Origin of the sequence: Halomonas elongata DSM 2581 (assembly GCF_000196875.2) — a bacterium.
Lineage (GTDB): Bacteria > Pseudomonadota > Gammaproteobacteria > Pseudomonadales > Halomonadaceae > Halomonas > Halomonas elongata.
The window spans coordinates 1,319,223-1,340,166 of record NC_014532.2; the positions used below are offsets into that span (position 1 = coordinate 1,319,223).

The following is a 20,944-nucleotide window of genomic DNA, read 5'->3' on the forward strand; positions in this document are numbered from 1 at the left end:
GGATGTAAGACATGCCTTGTAGCCGTATCTCTGGATGATTTATGTGGTGAAGCTAGGGTGCTGCATAGGGTGTGGTTGTATCCATCATTAAAAAACGATAAGCAGGTTGTTTACGTAGTGAATTTCTAAGGGGGAGGGCACGAGTGCCTAAGACTATCGAAAAGCCTTTGCCGTATGACTCAGGAGAATCTCTCTGGGGAGTGAAGGCTTTTTTACTAGCATGCAGTGCTGCCCTTTTTTTTACCTCCTCCAGTTTGGTGTTGGGGGAAAGTTTTCGTTCTATTCCTGAGATTCCCGGAAGCGATGTCGATCGAGTCGCGACAGGAGGTGCCGCTGCTCAGGATCAGGAACTGTACCTGGAAATATTGATCAATGGGAAAAGCACTGGAAAAGTATATCGAACTGTAAAGAAAGGCGATGACTTTGTTATTGATAAGTCATTTCTCTTGAAACAGGGTGTTCGGGTTTCGAGCGCCGCTTCTGAAAATGTTGCTATATCGAGCCTTGAGGGGACCGAGGTCGAATACCTTGCTGGAGAAGGTAAGCTCAATATTATCGTTCCCGCTGACTGGTTGCCTGATCAAAACCTGGATCTATCGAAGCAGCGCGACTATGTCAAGGCCGAGATTGGGACAGGACTTCTCTTTAATTATGATTCATATTCAACTCATACCGACCAAGGGACCTCGACATCTCTTTGGAATGAGATCCGTTTTTTTAGTCCTATAGGGATCTTTTCTACAACATCGGTTTATCAGGACTATCTTTCCGGCGGGAACGATGTCTCGGGTCAGAATGAGTTTATACGTTATGATACTTCCTGGGAGCACTCAAGCCAGGATTCAATGGTAAAGTATCAAGCGGGTGATTTTATTACTCACTCTATGTCCTGGAGCAATAGCATACGTGCGGGAGGTTTTCAGGTATCAAAAGACTTTTCTCTCCGTCCGGACCTGGTGACATATCCTCTGCCTGAATTTAGCGGGTCGGCTGCGGTTCCATCCACTGTCGATCTCTTTATCAATGGAAATCGGTCGGGAAGAACTGATGTCAATCCTGGGCCATTTACCTTGACCGATATTCCCTATATCAATGGGGCAGGACAGGCAGTTATCGTCACTCGAGACGCATTAGGTCGAGAGGTGTCAACGTCGGTTCCCTTCTATGTGACCAGTGATCTATTGCGTGATGGATATACTGACTACTCTTTTGGCATTGGAAAAATTCGTGAAGATTATGGGATCAAGGATTTTTCGTATGGTTCGACGGTGGGCAATGCGAATTTCAGGTATGGCGTGACACGCCAATTTACATTTGAGAGCCATTTGGAGGCTGCTAGTGACTTGCAGCTTTATGGTGTTGGGGGTGTCTACCGGCTGGGCACACTGGGTGTTTTGAATACCTCTTATAGCCATAGTCACGACGGGGATGCCGGTAAAGATGGTGGCCAATATAATGCTGGGTATAAATATTCTGCAGGCCGCTATCATATGGGAGTGCAGTATACGGGGCGGGACTCGAGTTTCAGCGACCTTACGTCATATAAATCCGATCGCACATTGAGTGAGCAGTCCTTGCAAGCGAACGCCAGTGTTGCCGTTGACAAGGTTGGAACGCTTGGTGTCGGCTATTTTGATATAACCTCTTTCGAAGGGGACAGAACAAAGTTGCTGAATTTCACCTGGAGCAAGCCTCTTTGGGGTAATATCAATGCCTTTGTCTCGGCAAATAAAGACTTATCTGATGAGGGCGGTTGGAGCACAATGGCGCAGATAAGCATGCCTGTTGGAACTGCTGGCAGTGCCAGTGTGACTGCCAATATGCCTGAAAGCGGCAATGCTTCACAGATTGTTCGCTATTCGCATAGCGTTCCTAGTGACGGTGGGTTTGGCTACCAGCTCGCATACACGAATAATGAAGGCGGCCATGGCTACTATCAGGCCGATGCAACTCATCGCTCTCGTTATGTACAGCTTCGGGGAGGTGTATACGGTTACGAGAACGGTGATGATACCAAGTGGCTGGATGCTTCTGGCTCGGTGGTGTTCATGGATGGGAATGCTTATCTGGCCAATACGATTTCGGATGCCTTTGCTGTTGTCGATACGTCGGGTTATTCAGATATCCCCGTTCTCTATGAGAACAGGTCCATAGGGAAAACGGATGATTCCGGAACGGTGCTCGTGCCCTGGGCGACAGGATATTATGACGCCAAGTATTCCATCGATCCCATGAATTTGCCTTCAAGCACCGAGGTATCCACGGTAGAACAGCGTGTTGCTATCAAGAGCCGTGCCGGATACAAGGTCGATTTCGGCATAGGGGCACCCATCGCCTTGGGCTCTGTTGCCACTATCAATGATGCGACGACGGCCCCTATCGGGTGGGATGGCGTGCTATACGCCAAGGAGCTTCAGGAACATAACTCTCTATATGTGGAAAAGGCCGACGGTGGAGTGTGTCGTGCTTCGTTTGACATGGAGGTTGTCTCTGAAGAGATCGAAAACATTGGCCCGCTTGTGTGTCATTAATGTTCTGGAGGTTTTATGTATCGTATTATTTTTATATTGATGGCGCTTGTGGGTATTTTTCCCGTTACTGCCTGGGCTGATTGCAATTTGCAACAAACCAATTCCAGTTTTGGGTTTAATGGATCCTTTGATGTGGCAACGGATTCCTTGAGAAGCACCGGGTCGGGGGGGCTCGTATGCGATTTCAATCTCGCCCTCCTTTCATCGAATTATATCTATGCACGGGCGGAGAGTGCAGGGCCCTATTACCTGGAAAACGTGAAGGACCCCAATCAGAAAATTCCCTTGGAGATCTTCATGGATAGTGCTTATAGCCAGATGTTGACAACTGAAATGCAGTATTTCAGCAACTTCCAGCTCATAGGGATCGGCGGACAGAACTCTGGAGTCTCACTGTTCATGAGAACCAGTCCTGCTAACGTCAGTGCGGGGCAATATGTGGCAACCATCCCGATTCGCTGGTGGTGGGCCGTATGCCGGGGAATCGGGATTGGTAATGCATGCTCTGGGTGGGACAGAAGCGAAGGGCTGACTCAAACCTGCATTATCATCTGTTTTGAACCAGGCGAGGACCAGCGAGGCCCGGGAGAGGCGACAACTATTATTGTTGTCCTCAAAGTGGAAAATGATTGTGTTATTAATGCACCGGACGTTGAGTTTGGAGCGGCCCCCTTGGTCTCATCATTTGATTCCATTCAGCAACGTATCGAAATAACATGTACAAAAAACCTTGTTTACTCGGTTGGGCTGAGTGATGGTTTGTATCCGGCTGATGGTGTTCGGCGGATGCAAGGTACAGCCAATACAGATGAATATATTAAATATGATATCTATAAGGGGAACGGCGTATCCGGAGAGCGCTGGGGAAATAGTGGAAACGAAAGAGTGGAAAGTGCTGAAGCGGATCTCAACCCCGGTCCGGCGGACGGGACCAATGCACAGCAGTATGCTTATACTGCAAAAGTGATTGAAAGCCAGGAGACGCCATCGACGGGGATATACCAGGATAGTGTGATTGTAGATGTTACTTTTTGATACCTGTCGTGTTGAGCCCCGAAATAGGCGACGTGGGAAGGGACTCCCTGTCAACCGGCTCGTTCATCGACTTGAATGAGCCCGAAGGTATTGCCCTCGGTGTCAATAAAGTACCCCTGCCAGCAGGTGTCGGGAACGGCGAAGATTGGCAGGGCGATCCGACCATCGAGCTCGACGATATGCTCGGCGCTGGCATGGATATCGTCGACTTCGAAAGAGCAGGTAAAGGCATTGGTGCCACATCCATCTGGAGGCATGGCGGCGGGACGTTGCAGCAGACCGCCTTGCATGCCGCCGGTGTCGATGCGCCAGTACGATACCGGGAGTCCTTCCACGCGGAAAAAATCCCAGCCGAATAGTTCTGTATAGAAGTGTCGAGCGCGTTGAGGATCGTCGGCCTGGATCTCGAAATAGAGTGGGGAGTTCATCGTTGTTCTCTCCTGGCGACTCGAGCCTTGGGTCCGTGGTGCGGGGGAGGCCCGGCATTGGAAGCTGTTTGGTGTGGCCGGACACTGGGCATGTTGGGCTTGCCGGTAGCCATGGTGTCAGCTCATTTCCACTTGATATTGCAGCCCATCGAAGGTTTCTGCGTCTCGTCGGGGCTCTGGCCGGCCAGCACGGCATCGGCGGCTGCCCGCAGATCGCGACCGGTTACCGGAATATCCTGGCTCGGGCGGCTGTCGTCGAACTGCCCTCGGTAGGCGAGCTTGTGGTGACGGTCGAACAGGAAGAAATCCGGGGTACAGGCTGCATCGAAGGCACGAGCCACGTCCTGTGTCTCGTCGACGAGATAGGGGAAGGTATAACCGCGCTCTCGGGCTTCCTCCAGCATGCGTTCGGGGCGATCCTCGGGATTGGCCAGAAAATCGTTGCTGTTGATGCCGACCACTGCGAGCCCGCGGTCCTGATATTGCCTGGCGAAATCGGCCAGGGCGCCGGCCAGATGCTTCACGAAGGGACAGTGGTTGCACATGAAGACGACCAGTAGCGGCTGCTCGGCGTAGTCATCACTGCTCACCATCCGGCCCTGCGCATCGGGCAGGTGAAAGGAGGGGAGAGGACTATTCAGCGCGAGCATGTTGGATGGTGTCAGGGACATGACGGATGACGCCTCCTCTCGAGATGTCGGTTCACTTCAAGGCCCGAAATAGCCGTTTTCCACGTCGCTCGTATCAACCAGCATAGTTCCTTGCGGCATTATCCGGTGGGTCGCGATGCCTGGGCCTGCTGTGGATCTCCATGGGCTGCAAGGGGCCAGGCGATGAGCTTCAGGCCGGGGGATAACCGAGCGCCTGACGTAGCCGCTCGGCGTGACTGGCCACCCAGCTCGGGTCGATGGGGCCCCAGTCGCGAATCACGTAGTGGCCGATGTTATGGCGCTCTCCGGGAGTCGGTTCGAACTCGCAATGAATGTCCAGTTCGCTCAGTGCCGCCAGGGTATCCTGGGCGGTGCGCCTCGGCATGCCCGTGGCGGCGGTGATTGCCGGTACGCTGTCGGTACCGGCGGACACCAGGTGGGCCACGTAGAGGCGACGATAGAAGCTCGACTGAGTCTTGCTGAGTGACGTCATGGTCGGGGCACGTTCGGTGAATGTGCTGCCATGCTACCGAAACCAGCCCTTCATTGCGTCGGTGATCTGACGCATCTCTTCCGGAGAGGTGATGTAGGCGGGCATGGTGTACAACCAGCGGCCGAAGGCACGCAGCCAGACCCCCTGGCGTCTGGCGAACTCCGCCGCCCCCTCGAGCGAGTCGGCATCGTGGACCTCGATTGCAGCGGTGGCACCCAGCACGCGCACATCGGCCACGGCGGGATGGGCGCGCAGCGCCGTGTCTTCCAGCAGTTCCGCGCGCAATATGGCATTGAGGGTCGAGATGCGTCCCAGGTAATCGTCCTCCTCGAAGACCGCCAGACTCTCCAGGGCGACACGGCAGGCCAGGGGATTGCCCATGAAGGTGGGGCCGTGCATGAAGGCGTGAAGCTCGCTGTCGCCGATGAAGGTATCGTGCACGCGATCGGTGGCCAGGGTAGCGGCATGGCCGAGATAACCGCCGGTCAGTCCCTTGGAGAGCACCATGATGTCCGGTGTCACCTCGGCATGTTCGGCGGCGAACATGCGTCCCGTGCGGCCGAAGCCGGTGGCCACTTCGTCGAGGACCAACAGGACATCGAATTCGTCGCACAGCCGGCGGGCCCCGCGCAGGTAGGCGGGCGAGGTCATGTTGAGACCGCCGGCAGCCTGCAGCAAGGGCTCCATGAGCAGGGCAGCGATCTCGTGATGATGCTCCTCCAGTACCTTGCGCAGTGCATCGAGATCGGCCTGAACGGCGTCATCGTCGGCGTCGAACGGGGCGGTGGGGGCCGGTGCGAAGTGATGCTGCGGCAGGAAGCCGGCGAACAGCGAATGCATGCCTTCCTCGGGATCGCAGACCGCCATGCAACCGGCGGTATCGCCGTGATAGGCCTTCATCAGCGATAGCATGCGATGCTTGTTTGGCTGGCCACGCAGGTACTGGTACTGCACGGCCATCTTCATGGCGACCTCCATGCCCACCGAGCCACTGTCCGAATAGAAGACATGGTTGAGCCCTTCCGGGGTGATGCGCACCAGTTCCCGCGCCAGACGGTCGGCGGGCTCATGGGTCAGCCCGCCGAGCATGACGTGGCACAGTTCATCGGCCTGCTGCTGAATGGCGCGCACCAGGCGGGGATGACGATAGCCATGGATCATGCACCACCAGGAGCAGGTGGCATCCAGCAACGACTCGCCACTTTCCAGGGTGAAGCGAGGGCCTTCGCCGCCGACCACCTTGGGGGCGGGAGACTGGGTCTTGAGATGGGCATAGGGATGCCAGACGGGGGATGGGGTCCTGGCAGAAAGGGAATTCCTGGTGGAATCGCTCATCGGGTCTCCGGGCAGGCCATGCAAATGTGCCTCTTACCTTACATGTAAACTTGTATTTTTTTAAGAGTTTACATGGTGGTGGCTCGGCTACGGTCGAGCATCGCTCAGTCGGGGATCGGAGACGATGTGTCGAACTTGCTGCGCTTGCGCGAGAGTAGGGTACGGAACTTGCGCATGTTGTCGTCGGCATAGAGGACGTTGTCGCAGAAGCGGTCATAGGCATCCATGTCGGGGACAACGACGATCAGCACGAAGTCGCATTCGCCCGTCACTTGATAGCACTGCTTGACTTCGGATGCGGCGATGGCGCGCTCCTGGAAGCGCTGATAAAGCCTCTTGTGGTCCCGCTCCATCGTGACCTCGACCACCATGTGCAGGCAGGGCTTCATGGCCTCGGGGCTCAACAGCGCTACCTGGCGCTCGATGATACCGGCTTCCCGCAGTCGCTTGACGCGCTTCAGGCAGGCCGAGGGGGAGAGGCCCACTTCGTCGGCCAGGGCCTGGTTGGTGATGTCGGCGTCACGTTGCAGGCGATCGAGAATGCGGCGGTCGAGATTATCCAAAGACATGATATGTGGTCATAAAGGAGAAGTTCGACAGAATGTAGGTCGTTTATCGGGCATTTAACAGAAGATTCTGCACCATGCGGGCTAGGATGGTCTCTGTTTTCCTGACATGGAGTCCGCTATGTATGTCCGTCGCTGTGCCAGTGCCGGCTGGAAATTGCTGCGCGATGCGCTGTTCGTCTATATGAGTCTGCTCAAGGTGATGGTGCCGGCGCTACTGGTCGTCAAGGGACTGGAATGGCTCGGGGCCATCGACTGGCTCGGCGAGATGCTGTCCCCGCTGATGAACTGGCTGGGGTTGCCCGATGCCATGGGCCTGGTCTGGGCGGCGGCCCTCTTGACCAATATCTTCACGGGGCTCGTGGTGTTCTTCGAGGTCGCCGGGGACATGTCGTTGAGCGTGGCACAGGTCACGGTGCTCGGCGTTCTGATGCTGGTGGGCCATTCTCTGCCTGTGGAAGGGGCCGTCGCCAAACGCGCCGGCGTGCCCTGGTGGGTCACGGTGGCGCTGCGCCTGGGAGGTGCATTGGTGCTGGGCGGCATCTTGCACTGGGTCTACTCAACGGGCGGATTGTTACAGGAAACTGCGGAGATCGCCTGGCGCCCGACAGCGGCCCCGGAGGGAGTTCTGGCGTGGGGCGTGGCGCAATTGCGGACCTTGTCGCTGATCTATCTGATCATCCTCGGCCTGATGGTGCTGCTGGCAGTGTTACGTCACCTGGGGCTCGAGCGGTTGATTCATTTCGCCCTGACGCCCCTGTTGCGCGTGCTGGGCATCGGTCGGTCGGCGGCCAATACCACCGTGATCGGCTTCACGCTGGGGTTGAGTTACGGGGCAGGCCTGCTGATTCGCGATGTCGACACTGGTGTCATGAGCCGGCGTGACAGTTTCCTGGCGATCTGTTTTCTCGGGCTCTGCCACAGCGTGATCGAAGATACCTTGCTGATTCTGCTGCTGGGAGCGGATTTGACCGGAGTGCTCTGGGCCCGGCTGCTCTTTGCCTGCCTGGTCATCGCCGTGTTGTCTCGATGGCCCGATGGCTGGCGGCCCGCTCGTTGGGGGAGGGCGCGTGTCTGAACAGGGGCGATCAGACCGGGTAAGGCATCCTGGTATGGAAGGCTGAAGGCGTCGCCCTGAACGGGGGCGACGCCTGGCGTCTCGGGGGCGGTATTTCCCGGGCAGGTGTCCTGTCAGCTTTTTTAGCTGGTGGCCTCCTGGGCCAGCCCCAGAGGATTGCCGGTCACGGCAATATCGGTTTCGTGCTGCTGTTGTGCGCGCAGCTTGAGGCGAGCTTCCGCCATGGCAGCACTGCCGCCATCAGCCACGATGTCGGATGAGGCATCCGCTACCGGCGCATGGCCCTGAATCTCCTGGTCTTCGGTCTGGCTGGCCGTGGACAGCGGCTCATTCAATTGCATGGTGAGCGCTGATGCCTGGCCGGCCTGGGCAGCAATCGGGAGAGCGGCGATGAGCAGTGCAGAGAGCATCGGCTTGATTTGCATGGTGAGTCTCCTTTGATTCGGCGTGTCTCGAGAGGTCCCCTCTCAATAGTTAGTATGCTAATATGTTTAGCAGTCCGAACAAAAGAGACTTAAAATCCATATATGGTTCGATTTTTTCGAAAAATCCTGCATGCCGCAAGCCTCGCGAACCTGGTGAAGGTCAGGGGCTGGCTGGCGGGGTGAAGGTCGGTCGAGGGAAGAGGCCGTTCATTCGGTCCGCGTGGGTACCTGGTGCTATTGGCGGGCCATTTCCTCAGTCATCCCACCGGTCCTCCCAGTCATCGCGCCTGTCTTCCCAGTCATCATGCATGTCTTCCCTGCGTTCAAGGCGGCGCTCCCAACGCTCTTCCGCACGTTCGCGCGCCTCTTCGCGACGCTCGCGTTCACGTTCCCAGCGCTCTTCCTCTCTTTCCCGCCGGCGTTCCCAGCGATCCTCATCATCCTCCCTGTCGTATGCGCGATCATACCGATCATCGTCGATGACGATGGCGGGAACCGAGGCGATGCGCGCTGGCTGGTAGGTACAACCCGTCAGGATGGACAGGGCGATGACGGTCGACAGCAGGAATATTGGACGCATGATCACTCCAACAGGGATAGGGCCGATGGATACTAGCAAGACATCGGGGCTATGCCCTGTGGCGTGATGGCGACACTTGGTGGCAACAAGATGAAAATGTGAGACATCTTGCCGAAGGCCACAGGGACGTCTGCCGACACTTTCCCCATCATGGAAACTGGCTGCTGTCGTACAGCGCTTCGCCGTGGATGGCTAACCTTCCCGTTGCATCTTCTCGCGCCGTGCGACTTCCGCCGGCGTGGGAGGATCCATGGCATAGTCCTCGGTTTTCACCGCACCGTCGCGCACGTACTGGGCCATCACGATCCCGTTGGGGGACACGCGGTGGGAGGCCAGCTTGAACGCTGCGGCCCTTGCGCCATCGTCAAACAGCTTCTTGCCTCCCCCGAGCACTACCGGAAAGATGAACATTCTGATCTCGTCGACGAGATCGCTGGCAAGCAGTGTTCGGATCAGGTCGGTACTGCCTTGGGTGACCAGCGCTGGCCCGTCTTCCCGCTTCAACCTGGCGACATCGAGTGCCGCGTCACGCAGGGCCACCGAGCCTGTCCACGTCAGTTCCAGGCCCTTGCGAGTCGCAACGTACTTGGTGGTCGAGTTGAAAGCCTTGGCCACGCCATCGTCGGGCCCACCCTCGGCATATGGCCAATGTGCCGCGAAAATCTCGTAGGTCTTTCTCCCAAGCAGAAGATCGAACGGCTGATTGAACAGCCTGTCGACCTCTTCCCCGAACACCTCGTCTATCAGCGGCATGACCCAGCCGCCGTAGTGGAATCCGCCGGTCGGGTCTTCCTGAGGCCCGCCGGGCGCCTGCATGACGCCGTCCAGTGACACGAAGGCGCCGACAATGACGTTGCGCATGAATTTGCCTCCCGAATTGTCTTTTCGCTCCCAGTAGTCGAACGAGACACCGCCAGATCGACAGATCGAGTCGCCGAACCTGGATTCGGTGCGTGCAGAAGGCGTGAGATCATCGGTGGTTCGTGGAGTGGCTGTGATCCGACTCCCCGAATGGTGCCCTGATGGTGCGGGGCTTGGTTGGATGTCTGAAGAGGCGGAGGGCGGCATATGGCCCTGAGCACCGATGGCACTAATGTATATCGCTGTTTTACCACAGGGCGCGGACAGCTTGGCTTGCTACCATAGGTGCACTATTCCTCTATCGGAGAGCCATATGCGTGTACTGAAAACTGGTTTATTGGTTGGTCTTATGGCCATAGGACTTTCTGCCTGTGGCACGACGACAGGCGAACGCGCGCTAAGTGGCGCAGGCGTGGGCGCTGCCGTGGGTGGTGCAGCGGCTGCCGTAACGGGGGGCGATATCTCTCGAGGTGCCGTTATAGGTGCTGGTGCAGGGGCTGCTACAGGAGCTGCAACAGACGAGGATGATATCAACCTGGGCGATTGAAGCCGTGGGAGGCTTCTTTGTGCTTGCCGCACACTCTTAAGTAGCTGGTTGAATGCTCCGTTGTTTCTTTTTAGCATTCCTGGGGTTACATCATGATGTGTGGTTGGTTTTTTAAGTCTTCCTGTTGTTGTCTGCCGCGTTGTGAATGCGGAGGTTTTTTCTTTTGCTGGATGGTTTGCGTTTAATAATGGCCGCCCCTGCGAAGGGCAAGGGCGGTAAGCACTTTTAGAGTTGGTCTCCTTGTTTTGCTTTTAGCAGCATTGGCTCTTCTTTTATAAGGGGGCTACGGCATTGTAGTCGGACTGTACACCACCATCTTCGACAATGGGGCCATCATCTAGGATGCCGCCAGTACCCGCCTTTTCGGCGTTGTAATTGGACTGTACGCCGCCATCATTGACGATGGCCTCGTCATTGAGGATACCGCCAGAGCTTTTCCTTTCGGGGTTGTAGCCGGATTGCACGCCGCCGTCCTTGACGAGGGCTTCGCCGTCGTTGCCCTCCATCTTGGACATGTCGTGGGGTTGGCCAGCATGCCCTTCGTCTGACATTCCGCCTTCATGGTGGTCTGCCATGACCATGCTGGAGAGTAGGGCCATTGCGCCCATTAGTGCTGCTGCTTTAATGACATGCATCATGGTGAACCTCGCATATATGAGTTTCTCCATCCATGTTGGGGGGTGTCCGAAACGGTGATACTCAACCTATATAAAAGACACTAGCCTCCTAATAGCTGCTTTGGCATAGTCGGCTGAGTTATTGTGCAGTGATGGTGGTCATCACGAGGTTGCCGTCCATCTTGATCGGGCCGTCTTCCGAGGCCCCGAGAGTGTACTCGAACACGCCGGTCTCCATGCCACCTTCTTCGCTGTGAACCATCAACATCAGCTGGTCGCCGGAACTGACATCCTCGGTCAGCAATGCGGTGACGTCCATGTTCTTGCCTTTCTTGAGCGGGGCATGGCCGACCACGGGGCCTGGTTTCATGCTGTCGTCAGTTCGATGTACTACCAGCCAGCCGTTGCTGTTTGCCATGACCTTCTCGGCGGACACCGTGCCATTTGCGGTGGACTGGTCATCAGCCCAGACCTGGGGATGCATGTCTGCTTGAGCCAGAGAAGCGCCGGCGAGCAGAGTAGCGGATACGAATGCACTTGCCATGAACTTGGTCATCATCATTCTCTCCTTGTGTTCCGAAGCACGCCCTGCCGATCAAGAGGATCATGGTGGGCGTGTTCGTAGTTACGAGTGGAGAGCACGCAAAGTTTCACGTCAGAGAGAAAAAATCATAGGTGCTGTGACCTCTCTCCCTGGTCGGTGGGATAGAGGTAGCCGTGGATCGCAGGACCCGTCGGTTGGCCGGTAGGAGAGCCCCCCGGAGGTTCAACGCTGATGCCGAAGGTGGCCTGTTTTAGTAGGTCGGGATCATAGTCGCGCAAGGCATTGGCATCCAGACTGAGGTTGTCGTTCAGCACGCCCACTGAGCGGGGGGTAGGTCCGAGCTCAGCCGATTTGATCCACAGCTGATAGGAGCGATCTGGAAGTGGTTCCGCCGCCACTGGCTGTACGTTGAGCCGGCGGTTGTCGAGGTTGACGGTGAGTATGAAGGCTGGCTGCTGGTCATTCTGCGAGAATACGGCCACGAAAGGGGACTGGTTCGGCGCCGAGTCGAACGGCACGACCAGCACCATGGCTAATATCAGCGCTGCAGCGGAAGCGAGCGCAGTGCTCCAGCGCCAGAACCCAAGGCGACGACGAAGTGCGACCAACTGCGTCGTACTGCTTTCACCGGTGTTTGCTTCGGTCTCGAGCACCGCGATGCGGCGCTCGATCCGCTCTAGAAGATCCGTTCCCGGGGCTACCGCCTGAATCTCGTTGCTGAGCGGGGCAAGACGTGCCTCCCAGGCGAGAATTCGTGCGTCCAGGTTGGAGTCATGCTCCCGTCGCTGGGCCACCTCGGTACGTTCGTCGGCCTCGAGGGTGCCCAGTACATATTCGGCGGCCAGCATGTCGATGTCGTCGTGTGCTGTCATGACCCCAGGCACCCCTTGAGTTGCTTCAAGGCTCGATGGAGCCAAGTCTTGACGGTATTCACCGGTTGTTCGAAATACGCCGCCAAGTCGGCGCGTGACCAGCCATCCAGGTACGCTAAGCGCACCATGTGATGGTGGTTGGTTTCGAGCTCTTCCAGGCAGGCGCGCAGTTGCCGGGCATCCTGTTCGTGCTCAATGTGTTCGTGGGCGCCGATCTCGTCGGTGGAAATCTGTGATAGTGCGTCTTCCGATTCATGAGGGGCTCTGGGCTGGCGGCGCAATTCGTCGATGGCAGAATGGCGAGCGATGGTCACCATCCAGGTAATGGGTGAAGCCCGACTGGCTTCAAATTGTGCCGCCTTCTGCCAGATCGTGACGTAGACCTCCTGGATGACATCATCCGTTCGACTCCGCTCTTTCAAGATACGCAGCACCGTGCCATAGAGTTTCGCCGAGGTGGCCTCATACAACTGGGCGAAGGCGCGGCGATCACTTTGGGCAACGAGTTGGAGCAGGTCGCGCAGGTGGTTATTGGAAGATGGCGTTGCGGGTGGGGTTTCACCGCAATGCGTAGAAGAGGGCCGTGAGTGATCGGACATACCACCTTCCTTGTTAATGTCATTGCGCAAGCGCCATGGCTAGAACAGGCTACCGCGCCGGCGCCGGGCTGGCCAATGCTGGCCCTTCCATAGAACGCCCATGCGAGAGAATGGGTGGAAACTACCTTGAGGCACCGATGAACTCAAGTGGGTGTCGCTGTCTTGCCACAGGGCACGGGCGGTTCGACTTGCTACTATGGGGACATCATTAACTGGCATCGCCTCCCTATACAACCGCCTCCGGCTGATCACGAGATACTTGATCAACTCACCGCGGGGCGGGCGCTTCAAGCCGATCCATCCGCGACGCTCAAGCCTCTTGTGCCACCGTGTGATCTGGTACCGCGACCACGTCAGCCTGACGATCCCGGTGGATTCCGGTGCAGCCGCACGCTGCCGTGGATCATTGTCAGTTCCTCGGCGATTACCAGCGAGAAGATCTGTCCGACCCAGCTTCGGGCTTTCCCGGCAATGTTGTGGGTTCCACGCTTTTCGAGGTTGCGCTGTAGCTCGGTGCAGTGCTGGCGCGAGACCTTATCGGGAGGCTTGTGGCCGAGCTAGTTGTAGATATCTTCTTCCTCCCTCTCGGTTGGGTAATACCCGCAACCCCCCTCCCATCAGCATAGAAGCGGCTTCTGCGCCTGGCGATTTTCATACCTCTCGATAACTGGCCGGTGACCCGATACCATAGTGGTATCACGTAATTTACTAATAGAGTGAGTAATGATAAAGCAATTTACCTCAGCGCTGGTTGTGGCACTGGGGCTGCCGGCGACGGCCGGCGCGGACATCACTATTGGAACGTGGAACCTCAAACACTTGGGCTGGGATAATGGTAAGAGGGTCGATCTGGTCGCGCACATCGCTCAGGGGGCGGATCTATGGGCACTCACGGAAGTCATGGACGAGTCTGCTGTAACCCAGCTTGAAGGCGAGCTCGAGTCGCTGACGGGGGAGCGGTGGAGCTCGATGACGTCGCACGAGGTTGGCCGCAGCTCATACCAAGAGAGCTATAGCTATCTGTGGCGCGACTCCGCTGTCGAGTATACCCAGGGCGCAGTGGTCTACCTGGACCCAGGTGACGAGTTCGCAAGGGAGCCATATCTCGCAGAGTTTGCGGACAAGGAGACCGGACAGGAGGTGGCCCTAGCCGCGGTGCACATCGTCTATGGCGACAGCAGGGCGGACCGCACGCCGGAGATCCGCCAGTTGGCAGAGATCTGGGGCTGGATGAGCGAGGTCTACCCGGACACACCGCGTCTGATTGCCGGCGACTACAACCTGGCACCTGATCACGAGGCCTGGCAGATGCTGCGCGACCAGGGCGCGGTACCGGCGATCACCTCAGGGGCGACGACCTTGAGCACGACAGATGGGCAGTACTCGAACCTCTACGACAACCTCTGGCATGACGCCGCCGTGCTCAATGTTACCGGCGACGGAATTGTCCGATTCCCTGAACTGCTGGGCCTGACCCATGAGGAGGCCCGCGACATTGTCTCGGACCACGCTCCGATCTTCGTCACCGTTGGGAATGCCGAGCCTGGATTCATCGCGATGGAAGGGGCTAGCGGCGGCAGAGAGAGCGTCGGCAGTGAGTGCATCAACATCAACGACGCGACGGTCAGTCGTTTGGATGAGCTGCCGCACATTGGGCCGTCGAGGGCTGAGAGTGTCATCGATGCGCGCCCTTACGAGAGCGTCGACGGGCTGACCCGGGTGAGCGGCATTGGACCGTCGAGGGTTGAGGATATTGAAGCCAGTGGCCTGGTGTGCAGCCTGTAAGCTTCTGAGTCTGCGATCTCTTATATGACAGGCAGACCGTGTCTCACAGCAGCCCGCATTGAGTGGGTTATGCTTTGGATGTGACGCCAACAGCATGCGGTGCCCTGGAACGGGCGCCGCCGCCAGGGATGGCGGCGCGTCACAATCCTCTCTTGGGACCCGTATCGGATGATGCCCGGCGGCACGTATTGTCACCCCTGCTAACCTGTAGGCCACATCTCCTGAATTAATGGACGGTGAGCACTCGGCACTCCGCTGAATGACTGACCCTGTGTGCGATGCTGCCAATCATCAACCCCTTGAGGTCGCTTAGACCTCGACTCCCCATGACGATGGCATCAACGTTCTCTTCCTTGGCGGTGGCTAAAATCAGCTGGCGAGGATCACCATGAGTCAGAATGGAAGAGATGGAGTCACTGTTCAGGCCCTGAGACTCGGCATCCTCTATTGCTTTGTCGAGAAGCGTTCGCCCGATCTTCTCGCGCTCCTCAAGTGTTGAGCCCATGGGGACAACGCCAACCCCCCAAACCAATAGCGTTTCGTGCTCCAGAGGTTCTGGTACGTGCAAGAGAATCAAGCGCCCACCTGATGAGTCGAGCAGCTTGCTCGCCACCCGTAGTGCTAGTTGAGAATGCTCTGAACCATCGAGGGGAACAAGAATAGATTGGAACATGGCGGCCTCCTGTTAGAATTGGTTCCGCCCTTTAAGTTTAGTCGCTTAAACGTTGGCATGGGGTGGCGTAATGCCGCATGAGGCATGAAGTCTCTTGAGACGGCGTGATGGTTAGGGTGTTGGCTGTAGGGCTTATCACATCAAGTACGCAACGCCTACGGCAGGTCGCGTAGAGGGCGGCGAAAACGAGCTGAAGCTTTAAACTGAGCTACTCACGTAATCCACGTTCACATTGCCGCAACGGCATTGGATCGCTACAGAATCGCTTCGGTCGACAATTTCGACACGGAAGTGCTTCCAGGTGCATCGGTCATGGGGCCGGATCTCCCGACAGCCGCATATGTGGCAATGAGCCTCCACGCCTTGTCCCGCCTCACTCTCCCGCCCTTGGGGCTGACACAGGGCGATGCGCGGTCCCACACTCAGTCAACTGTGCCGTCAGCGCTTGAACAAGCAGGTGTGTGAGCGGGCATCTCTATCATCATACTTAGACCTATGCTCATAAATCGCTTTCGGTGCCTTAATATATACTTTCCAGATGATCTGGAAGGTACTGGGTAACATAATGTTGGAAATGGTTCTTATTTGTGATTTTGAATTTAAAGTATTTAGGTTAGCTGTTAGAAATATCGATGCTGATCCTCCAGGGTTAGCGGAAATCCGTGTTGTGGAGGCGAAGTCTCCACCCATGACGGTTTCCATATGATGCAATTGATCAAGGAGGAATGTTTCATGAAAAATATAGCTGGAATTACGTTCTTTTTGTCCTCATTTCTGATAGGTGAGTTAGCGCTTGCCGATAGTATTGCAATTGAGAATAAAGACAAATTAAATGTGAAAGTGATGTATGGCGATACCGTTTATATGAAGAATAATGATGAAAGATCCTATGACGCCAGAAATCCTAAAGAGGGGGAGGAATGGATTAGGGTTGTTTTTTCAAGCTCTAAAGGGTCAGAAGATTTTCTTGATTTGAAGTTAAGAAGCTCATATGGAATTGATGATGCTGGTCGCGGATGCAACTATTCGTTGTTAATGACTGAAAAGTCAGGGTGGAAGTTGGTTGGTAGCGATTCGGGAGAGTGCACTCGCTCACAAGATAACTACGAGCCCGAGGCTCCTCATGCCCATGCTTATACAGTAAAAAATGAATCCGAAATTCCTGTGTATCCAGCTTTTTCTGTCGAAAAGGATAATGATTTCTCATCTGATTCAGTACTTGGCTATTTGAAGCCAGAAGAATCTAGGGTCTATTCGACAACTACAGGGTATTGGAAAAATATTAACGTGAAAGATCATGTGCAAGTGGGTTTTTATAATCCATATACTACCTCGTATGTGAAGTGCTCGAATGAATTAGGTCTTATAGACAAAGAGAGTGATTTTGTTTTTACAAAAGATCATCAATGCGAGAAGGCTAAATAAGGGGTAGCATCGGTTTGGCCGCTGTTGGGGCTCCAGACACAGTTGGTTTGTGATCCATTGGGGCCCCGCTCCTCAGACAACTAATCGAATGTGGCACTGAAGAGCTCACCCTATATGCTCGGTTTAGAGCTGGATGTGCGCTTTTACTACCTCTAGTCGTCACAGACGCCGGATGCTACGAGGGCGTCGATAGACCGACCATGGTGAGTCTCACTGTTGGGTTCTGGTCAAATATACAGTATCAACAGGAAGGGCAGGGTTGGCAAAAGCTGACCACACCATACCCAAAACAGGCATATCCAAGCCTATTTGGCGTCTAGTCGATCAGGTAATTTGCTGAAAAATAAGGAAAAATGGTGCGGATGGGGAGACTTGAACTCCCACGCCCGAAGGCACCAGAACCTAAATCTGGCGTGTCTACCAATTCCACCACATCCGCACGGGTCAGGCAGGCGTCCATATTTTACGGACGGGCTCCTACAAGTCAATCGCTCCCGGGAAGGCGCAGGTGATCGGCGGCGGCCTCGGCTCGGGCGGCGGGGCTCTCGCCGGCCAGGTGCGGGAGGATACCGAGGTTCGGTGCCGACAAACGGCGTGTCAGGGTCTCGAGGTTGTCGCGATACAGGGCCGCGTCGCCGGCTTCGTCGAAGGACAGGCCCGGTTCGATCAGATTGCCCACCCAGCCGGCCAGCTGCAGGCCGTCGGCGCGAATCGCCTCGGCACTGAGTATGGCGTGGTTGAGACAACCGAGCTTGAGCCCTACCACCAGGATCACCGGAAGCTCGAGCCGCCTGGCCAGGCCGGCGAGATCCTCGTGATCGTTGAGTGGTACCCGCCAGCCGCCGGCGCCTTCCACCAGGGTCAGGTCGCGCTGCCAGGCCAGTGGGTCGGCAGTGGCCGCGACCAGGTCATCCAGCGTCGGGACATCACCGGCACGCCATGCGGCCAGATGCGGGGCGATGGCTGGTGCATAGGCGTAGGGGTTGAGGACTTCGTATGGCACCTCGGGCGTGCTCTGCTCGCCGAGCGTCAGGGCATCGATGTTGCGCAGTCCGCGAGTCGTGGCGTCACAGCCCGAGGCCACCGGCTTGAGCCCGAGGGTGGTGTGGCCGCGACGTCGTGCCAGGGCCAGCAGGCCACTGGCCACCAGGGTCTTGCCGGCATCGGTGTCGGTGCCGGTAACGAAATAGGCTGGCATGTCAGCGCTCCAGGATCAGGGTGACAAGGTGATAGGTGACAGGAAGGCCGGGTGATTCGCGTAGCGTCTCGTATCGATGCCTGGCCCGTGCCAGATCGGCTCGGGTCAGTCGCTTCCCAGGCCGGGCCACCTGGGCGCCGACCCCTTTGATGGAGGCCATCACGGCATCCAGGTCGGGATAGTGGAAGCGTTCCTCGCGTTGCTCCACGGCGACTCGCCGAAAGCCGGCACGCCGCGCGGAACGTTGATACCGGGGAGCGTCGTGGAAGTCGAGCAAGGCGGCGGGACGCTCGGGATGCGACCAGGCCTGGCTCACTTCGTGCAGGGTGCCGGGGCCCAGGGTATTGAGCAGGGCGCGCCCTCCCGGTCTCAGCACCCGGCGGATCTCGTCGAGCACGGGGTCGAGGTCCGGGCACCACTGGATCGCCAGGTTGGAGATGACCAGGTCGAAGGCTTCGGCGGCATGAGGAAGCATGCCGGCATCGGCACATACCCAGCGGATCGGTTCCGGGTGGCGTCGACGCGCCTCGTCGAGCATGCCGGGTGCCAGGTCGAGGCCCTCGATCCGGCGATGGTCGGGATAATGCCGGGCCAGGCGGGCGGTCAGTTCGCCCGGACCGCAGCCCAGGTCCAGGATGCTGTCGGCCCTGGCGGGCAGGTGCGCCATCAGGCGTTCGCCCATGGCATGCTGGGCGGTCGCGCGCTGCGCATAATGCGGTGCGGCCCGGGAAAAGGCATGGGCGACACGGGCGCGCCAGTCGGCGGCAGCGGTATGGTCGGTCGGCTCGGTGGCGATTGAGGCAGTGTTCATGATGTCGGCTCCGCTCGCTCGGCATCGGACGAGTGCTGCGCGGCGATGTTCGCCAGCCGTGTCGCCAGGTGCTGCGGTTGGCTGAGCATCGGACAGTGTCCTGCGTCGTCGAGACGTTGGTCGGCTTGGGCGAGAACCTCGGGAGCGAGCAAGGGGTCGCGGGTGCCCGCGAGGCGATACACCGGGCACGGCGCGGCATTCAGGCGCGAATGATTGTCCAGGCATGCCAGATGCTCGAGGCCGGCTTCCAGGGTGGCAGTGGATGCCGGGAGGCTCGTGTCGAGCAACTGGCGCAGGGTTCGGTGCGCGTTGCGCGGGTCGGGCTCCCCCCCGAGTTGCCAGCGCAGGAAGTGTTCCCGCGCGGCGGTGGGGGAACGCTCGAGAGCGCGACGGAAGTCGGCCAGGGCAGTGTCGCTCACCCCCTGCGGGTGGACGAAGCGCGCGCCGATGCCAAGCAGTACCAGGGCGCGCGGAGTCGGCAGATGCTCGAGCAGGGCGCCGGCCAGCAGCCCGCCGAGCGACCAGCCGACCCAGACGGTGTCGGCCGGCAGGTCGTCGGCCATGGCGTCGGCCAATTCGTTCAACGACGTGGGATCGGCGAGCGGCAAGCGACCGGCATAGCCGGGCCAGTCCGGTGCCTTGATGTCGAGATCATCAGGCCAATAGGGGGCGAGGGGGCGCCAGATTCGGGCGTCGCAGCCCCAACCGCTGAGCAATATCAACTGCGTCATGAGGCGTCCTCGCGTCGACAGGCATCCAGAGCGCCGAGCAAGGCGTCGAGAGCCGTTGCGTCATGAGCGGCGCTCAAGGTGATCCGCAGGCGTGCCTGGCCGCGCGGCACGGTGGGCGGGCGGATGGCACCAACGCGAAACCCGGCCCGGGCCAGGCGCTCGGCCCAGCGCATGACCCGCGCGCTGTCGCCCAGTACGACAGGCTGGATGGGCGTGGTGGAGTCGGTCAGCGGCAGACCGAGCCTCGCGGCTTCGCGCCGGAAGTCGGCGATATGCCGATGGAGGCGGTCGCGACGTTCGGGCTCCTGCTCGAGGATGTCCAGGGCCGTCAGGGTGGCCGCTGCCACGCCGGGTGGTTGGGCCGTGGTGTAGATGTAGGGACGGGCGAACTGGACCAGGTGGTCGATCAGGGCGGCATCGCCTGCTACGAAGGCCCCGGCGCTGCCCAGCGCCTTGCCGAGCGTGCCGACGAGTATCGTCACCTGGCGTTGATCGTGGGCGCGTCCCACGCAACCGTCGCCATGTTCGCCGAGCACGCCGAGGCCATGGGCGTCATCGATCATCAGCCAGGCGCCTTGTCGCTGGCAGGTGTCGGCGAGGCCGGCGATGTCGGCCGTGTCGCCATCCATGCTGAAGACGCCATCGCTGACGACCAGCGCCGGCGCATCCTGGGGCGTGCGCTCCAGCAGGCGCTCGAGATCGGCGAGATCGCGATGGTGGAAGCGCCGCGAGGGTGCCTGGGCCAGGCGGGCACCATCGAGCAGCGAGGCGTGATTGAGACGATCCTGAAACACCCTGGTGTGACGGTCGCACAGTGTCTGCAACACGCCGAGGTTGGCCATGTAGCCGGTGGAGAACAGCAGGGCGCGGGGACGCCCGGTCAACTCGGCAAGACGTTGTTCGAGTCGTTCGTGGACCGCGTGATGCCCGGTGACCAAATGCGAGGCCCTGGCGCCGGCACCGAAGCGTTTCGCACCCTCGGCCTGAGCCTCGGCCAGGCGCGGGTCACCGGCCAGGCCGAGATAATCGTTGCCGGCGAAGTCGATGAGAGGGTCGGCTTCGTCCAGAGTGGGGCGTTGGCGCCAGCCGCCTTCCGCACGGCGTTGCGTGGCGGCGCTAGCCAGTCGCTTCGACCAGAGGTCCGCGCGTGACATCATGGC

At 58.2% G+C, this 20,944-nt stretch carries 22 protein-coding genes and 1 tRNA gene; 5 read left to right on the forward strand and 18 right to left on the reverse strand.

Annotation, left to right across the window (positions count from 1 at the left end; translation table 11 throughout):
- The first annotated feature begins 143 nt into the window (after positions 1-143).
- Together HELO_RS06315 and HELO_RS06320 are read left to right on the forward strand one after the other, a co-directional pair.
- Positions 144-2,531 (forward strand): fimbria/pilus outer membrane usher protein, encoded by a 2,388-nt coding sequence (locus HELO_RS06315; RefSeq protein WP_157953400.1) that lies wholly within the window; start codon positions 144-146, stop codon positions 2,529-2,531.
- A gap of 15 nt (positions 2,532-2,546) precedes the next feature.
- A complete protein-coding gene (locus HELO_RS06320) occupies positions 2,547-3,566 on the forward strand; it encodes a Csu type fimbrial protein (protein ID WP_109637364.1) in 1,020 nt (339 codons plus the stop codon).
- Between the two features lie 50 nt (positions 3,567-3,616).
- On the opposite strand, the gene HELO_RS06325 is transcribed toward HELO_RS06320, so the two are convergent.
- From HELO_RS06325 to HELO_RS06345, 5 genes are all read right to left on the reverse strand, one after another.
- Complete coding sequence (locus HELO_RS06325) at positions 3,617-3,994, reverse strand: VOC family protein (protein WP_013331908.1); 378 nt, start codon at positions 3,992-3,994, stop codon at positions 3,617-3,619.
- 122 nt (positions 3,995-4,116) lie between these two features.
- A complete protein-coding gene (locus tag HELO_RS06330) occupies positions 4,117-4,665 on the reverse strand; it encodes a thioredoxin family protein (RefSeq protein ID WP_013331909.1) in 549 nt (182 codons plus the stop codon).
- Positions 4,666-4,834: 169 nt separating this feature from the next.
- Entirely contained in the window at positions 4,835-5,137 is a 303-nt protein-coding gene (locus tag HELO_RS06335; protein WP_013331910.1) for a winged helix-turn-helix domain-containing protein, read from the reverse strand.
- 33 nt (positions 5,138-5,170) lie between these two features.
- Positions 5,171-6,472, reverse strand: a complete 1,302-nt coding sequence (bioA, locus tag HELO_RS06340) for an adenosylmethionine--8-amino-7-oxononanoate transaminase (protein ID WP_013331911.1) — start codon at positions 6,470-6,472, stop codon at positions 5,171-5,173.
- Positions 6,473-6,576: 104 nt separating this feature from the next.
- Positions 6,577-7,041 carry an Lrp/AsnC family transcriptional regulator gene (locus HELO_RS06345; RefSeq protein WP_013331912.1) on the reverse strand — a complete coding sequence of 155 codons (465 nt, stop codon included), beginning with the start codon at positions 7,039-7,041 and terminating at the stop codon, positions 6,577-6,579.
- A 118-nt stretch (positions 7,042-7,159) separates the two neighbouring features.
- Between HELO_RS06345 and HELO_RS06350 the strand changes: the two genes are divergently transcribed.
- The gene (locus HELO_RS06350; RefSeq protein WP_013331913.1) at positions 7,160-8,116 is read left to right on the forward strand and encodes a nucleoside recognition domain-containing protein; all 957 of its coding nucleotides are present in this window, start codon (positions 7,160-7,162) and stop codon (positions 8,114-8,116) included.
- A 122-nt stretch (positions 8,117-8,238) separates the two neighbouring features.
- Here the strand turns inward: HELO_RS06350 and HELO_RS06355 are convergent, their stop codons facing one another.
- The 7 genes from HELO_RS06355 to HELO_RS06390 all read right to left on the reverse strand — a co-directional run bounded on the left by HELO_RS06355 (position 8,239) and on the right by HELO_RS06390 (position 13,161).
- Positions 8,239-8,541: a hypothetical protein gene (locus HELO_RS06355; RefSeq protein ID WP_013331914.1), complete on the reverse strand. Its 303-nt coding sequence runs from the start codon at positions 8,539-8,541 to the stop codon at positions 8,239-8,241.
- Between the two features lie 253 nt (positions 8,542-8,794).
- Positions 8,795-9,121 carry a hypothetical protein gene (locus tag HELO_RS06360; protein ID WP_013331915.1) on the reverse strand — a complete coding sequence of 109 codons (327 nt, stop codon included), beginning with the start codon at positions 9,119-9,121 and terminating at the stop codon, positions 8,795-8,797.
- Positions 9,122-9,313: 192 nt separating this feature from the next.
- On the reverse strand, positions 9,314-9,982 hold the full coding sequence (locus HELO_RS06365; RefSeq protein ID WP_041601963.1) for a dihydrofolate reductase family protein: 669 nt from the start codon (positions 9,980-9,982) through the stop codon (positions 9,314-9,316).
- 819 nt (positions 9,983-10,801) lie between these two features.
- Positions 10,802-11,167, reverse strand: a complete 366-nt coding sequence (locus tag HELO_RS06375) for a hypothetical protein (RefSeq protein ID WP_013331917.1) — start codon at positions 11,165-11,167, stop codon at positions 10,802-10,804.
- A gap of 118 nt (positions 11,168-11,285) precedes the next feature.
- Positions 11,286-11,705 carry a DUF7282 domain-containing protein gene (locus HELO_RS06380; protein ID WP_013331918.1) on the reverse strand — a complete coding sequence of 140 codons (420 nt, stop codon included), beginning with the start codon at positions 11,703-11,705 and terminating at the stop codon, positions 11,286-11,288.
- Between the two features lie 110 nt (positions 11,706-11,815).
- Positions 11,816-12,562, reverse strand: a complete 747-nt coding sequence (locus HELO_RS06385; RefSeq protein ID WP_013331919.1) for an anti-sigma factor — start codon at positions 12,560-12,562, stop codon at positions 11,816-11,818.
- On the reverse strand, positions 12,559-13,161 hold the full coding sequence (locus HELO_RS06390; protein WP_013331920.1) for a sigma-70 family RNA polymerase sigma factor: 603 nt from the start codon (positions 13,159-13,161) through the stop codon (positions 12,559-12,561). Before HELO_RS06390 ends, HELO_RS06385 begins: the two co-directional genes overlap by 4 nt.
- Positions 13,162-13,884: 723 nt before the next feature.
- On the opposite strand from HELO_RS06390, the gene HELO_RS06395 reads away from it, so the two are divergent.
- The gene (locus HELO_RS06395; RefSeq protein WP_041601966.1) at positions 13,885-14,946 is read left to right on the forward strand and encodes a helix-hairpin-helix domain-containing protein; all 1,062 of its coding nucleotides are present in this window, start codon (positions 13,885-13,887) and stop codon (positions 14,944-14,946) included.
- 226 nt (positions 14,947-15,172) lie between these two features.
- Here the strand turns inward: HELO_RS06395 and HELO_RS06400 are convergent, their stop codons facing one another.
- A complete protein-coding gene (locus tag HELO_RS06400; protein WP_041601967.1) occupies positions 15,173-15,619 on the reverse strand; it encodes a universal stress protein in 447 nt (148 codons plus the stop codon).
- Positions 15,620-16,351: 732 nt separating this feature from the next.
- Between HELO_RS06400 and HELO_RS19115 the strand changes: the two genes are divergently transcribed.
- Entirely contained in the window at positions 16,352-17,044 is a 693-nt protein-coding gene (locus HELO_RS19115) for a hypothetical protein (RefSeq protein WP_157953401.1), read from the forward strand.
- Positions 17,045-17,398: 354 nt separating this feature from the next.
- On the opposite strand, the gene HELO_RS06405 is transcribed toward HELO_RS19115, so the two are convergent.
- The 5 genes from HELO_RS06405 to bioF all read right to left on the reverse strand — a co-directional run bounded on the left by HELO_RS06405 (position 17,399) and on the right by bioF (position 20,941).
- Positions 17,399-17,483 (reverse strand) — tRNA-Leu (locus HELO_RS06405).
- A 45-nt stretch (positions 17,484-17,528) separates the two neighbouring features.
- Positions 17,529-18,242: a dethiobiotin synthase gene (bioD, locus tag HELO_RS06410; RefSeq protein WP_013331922.1), complete on the reverse strand. Its 714-nt coding sequence runs from the start codon at positions 18,240-18,242 to the stop codon at positions 17,529-17,531.
- A 1-nt stretch (position 18,243) separates the two neighbouring features.
- Positions 18,244-19,053, reverse strand: coding sequence for a methyltransferase domain-containing protein (locus tag HELO_RS06415; protein ID WP_013331923.1), 810 nt, complete (start codon positions 19,051-19,053; stop codon positions 18,244-18,246).
- Positions 19,050-19,784 carry an alpha/beta fold hydrolase gene (locus tag HELO_RS06420; RefSeq protein WP_013331924.1) on the reverse strand — a complete coding sequence of 245 codons (735 nt, stop codon included), beginning with the start codon at positions 19,782-19,784 and terminating at the stop codon, positions 19,050-19,052. Before HELO_RS06420 ends, HELO_RS06415 begins: the two co-directional genes overlap by 4 nt.
- Positions 19,781-20,941 carry an 8-amino-7-oxononanoate synthase gene (gene bioF, locus HELO_RS06425; protein ID WP_013331925.1) on the reverse strand — a complete coding sequence of 387 codons (1,161 nt, stop codon included), beginning with the start codon at positions 20,939-20,941 and terminating at the stop codon, positions 19,781-19,783. The genes HELO_RS06420 and bioF overlap by 4 nt, the downstream gene beginning before the upstream one ends.
- Positions 20,942-20,944 lie beyond the last annotated feature (3 nt).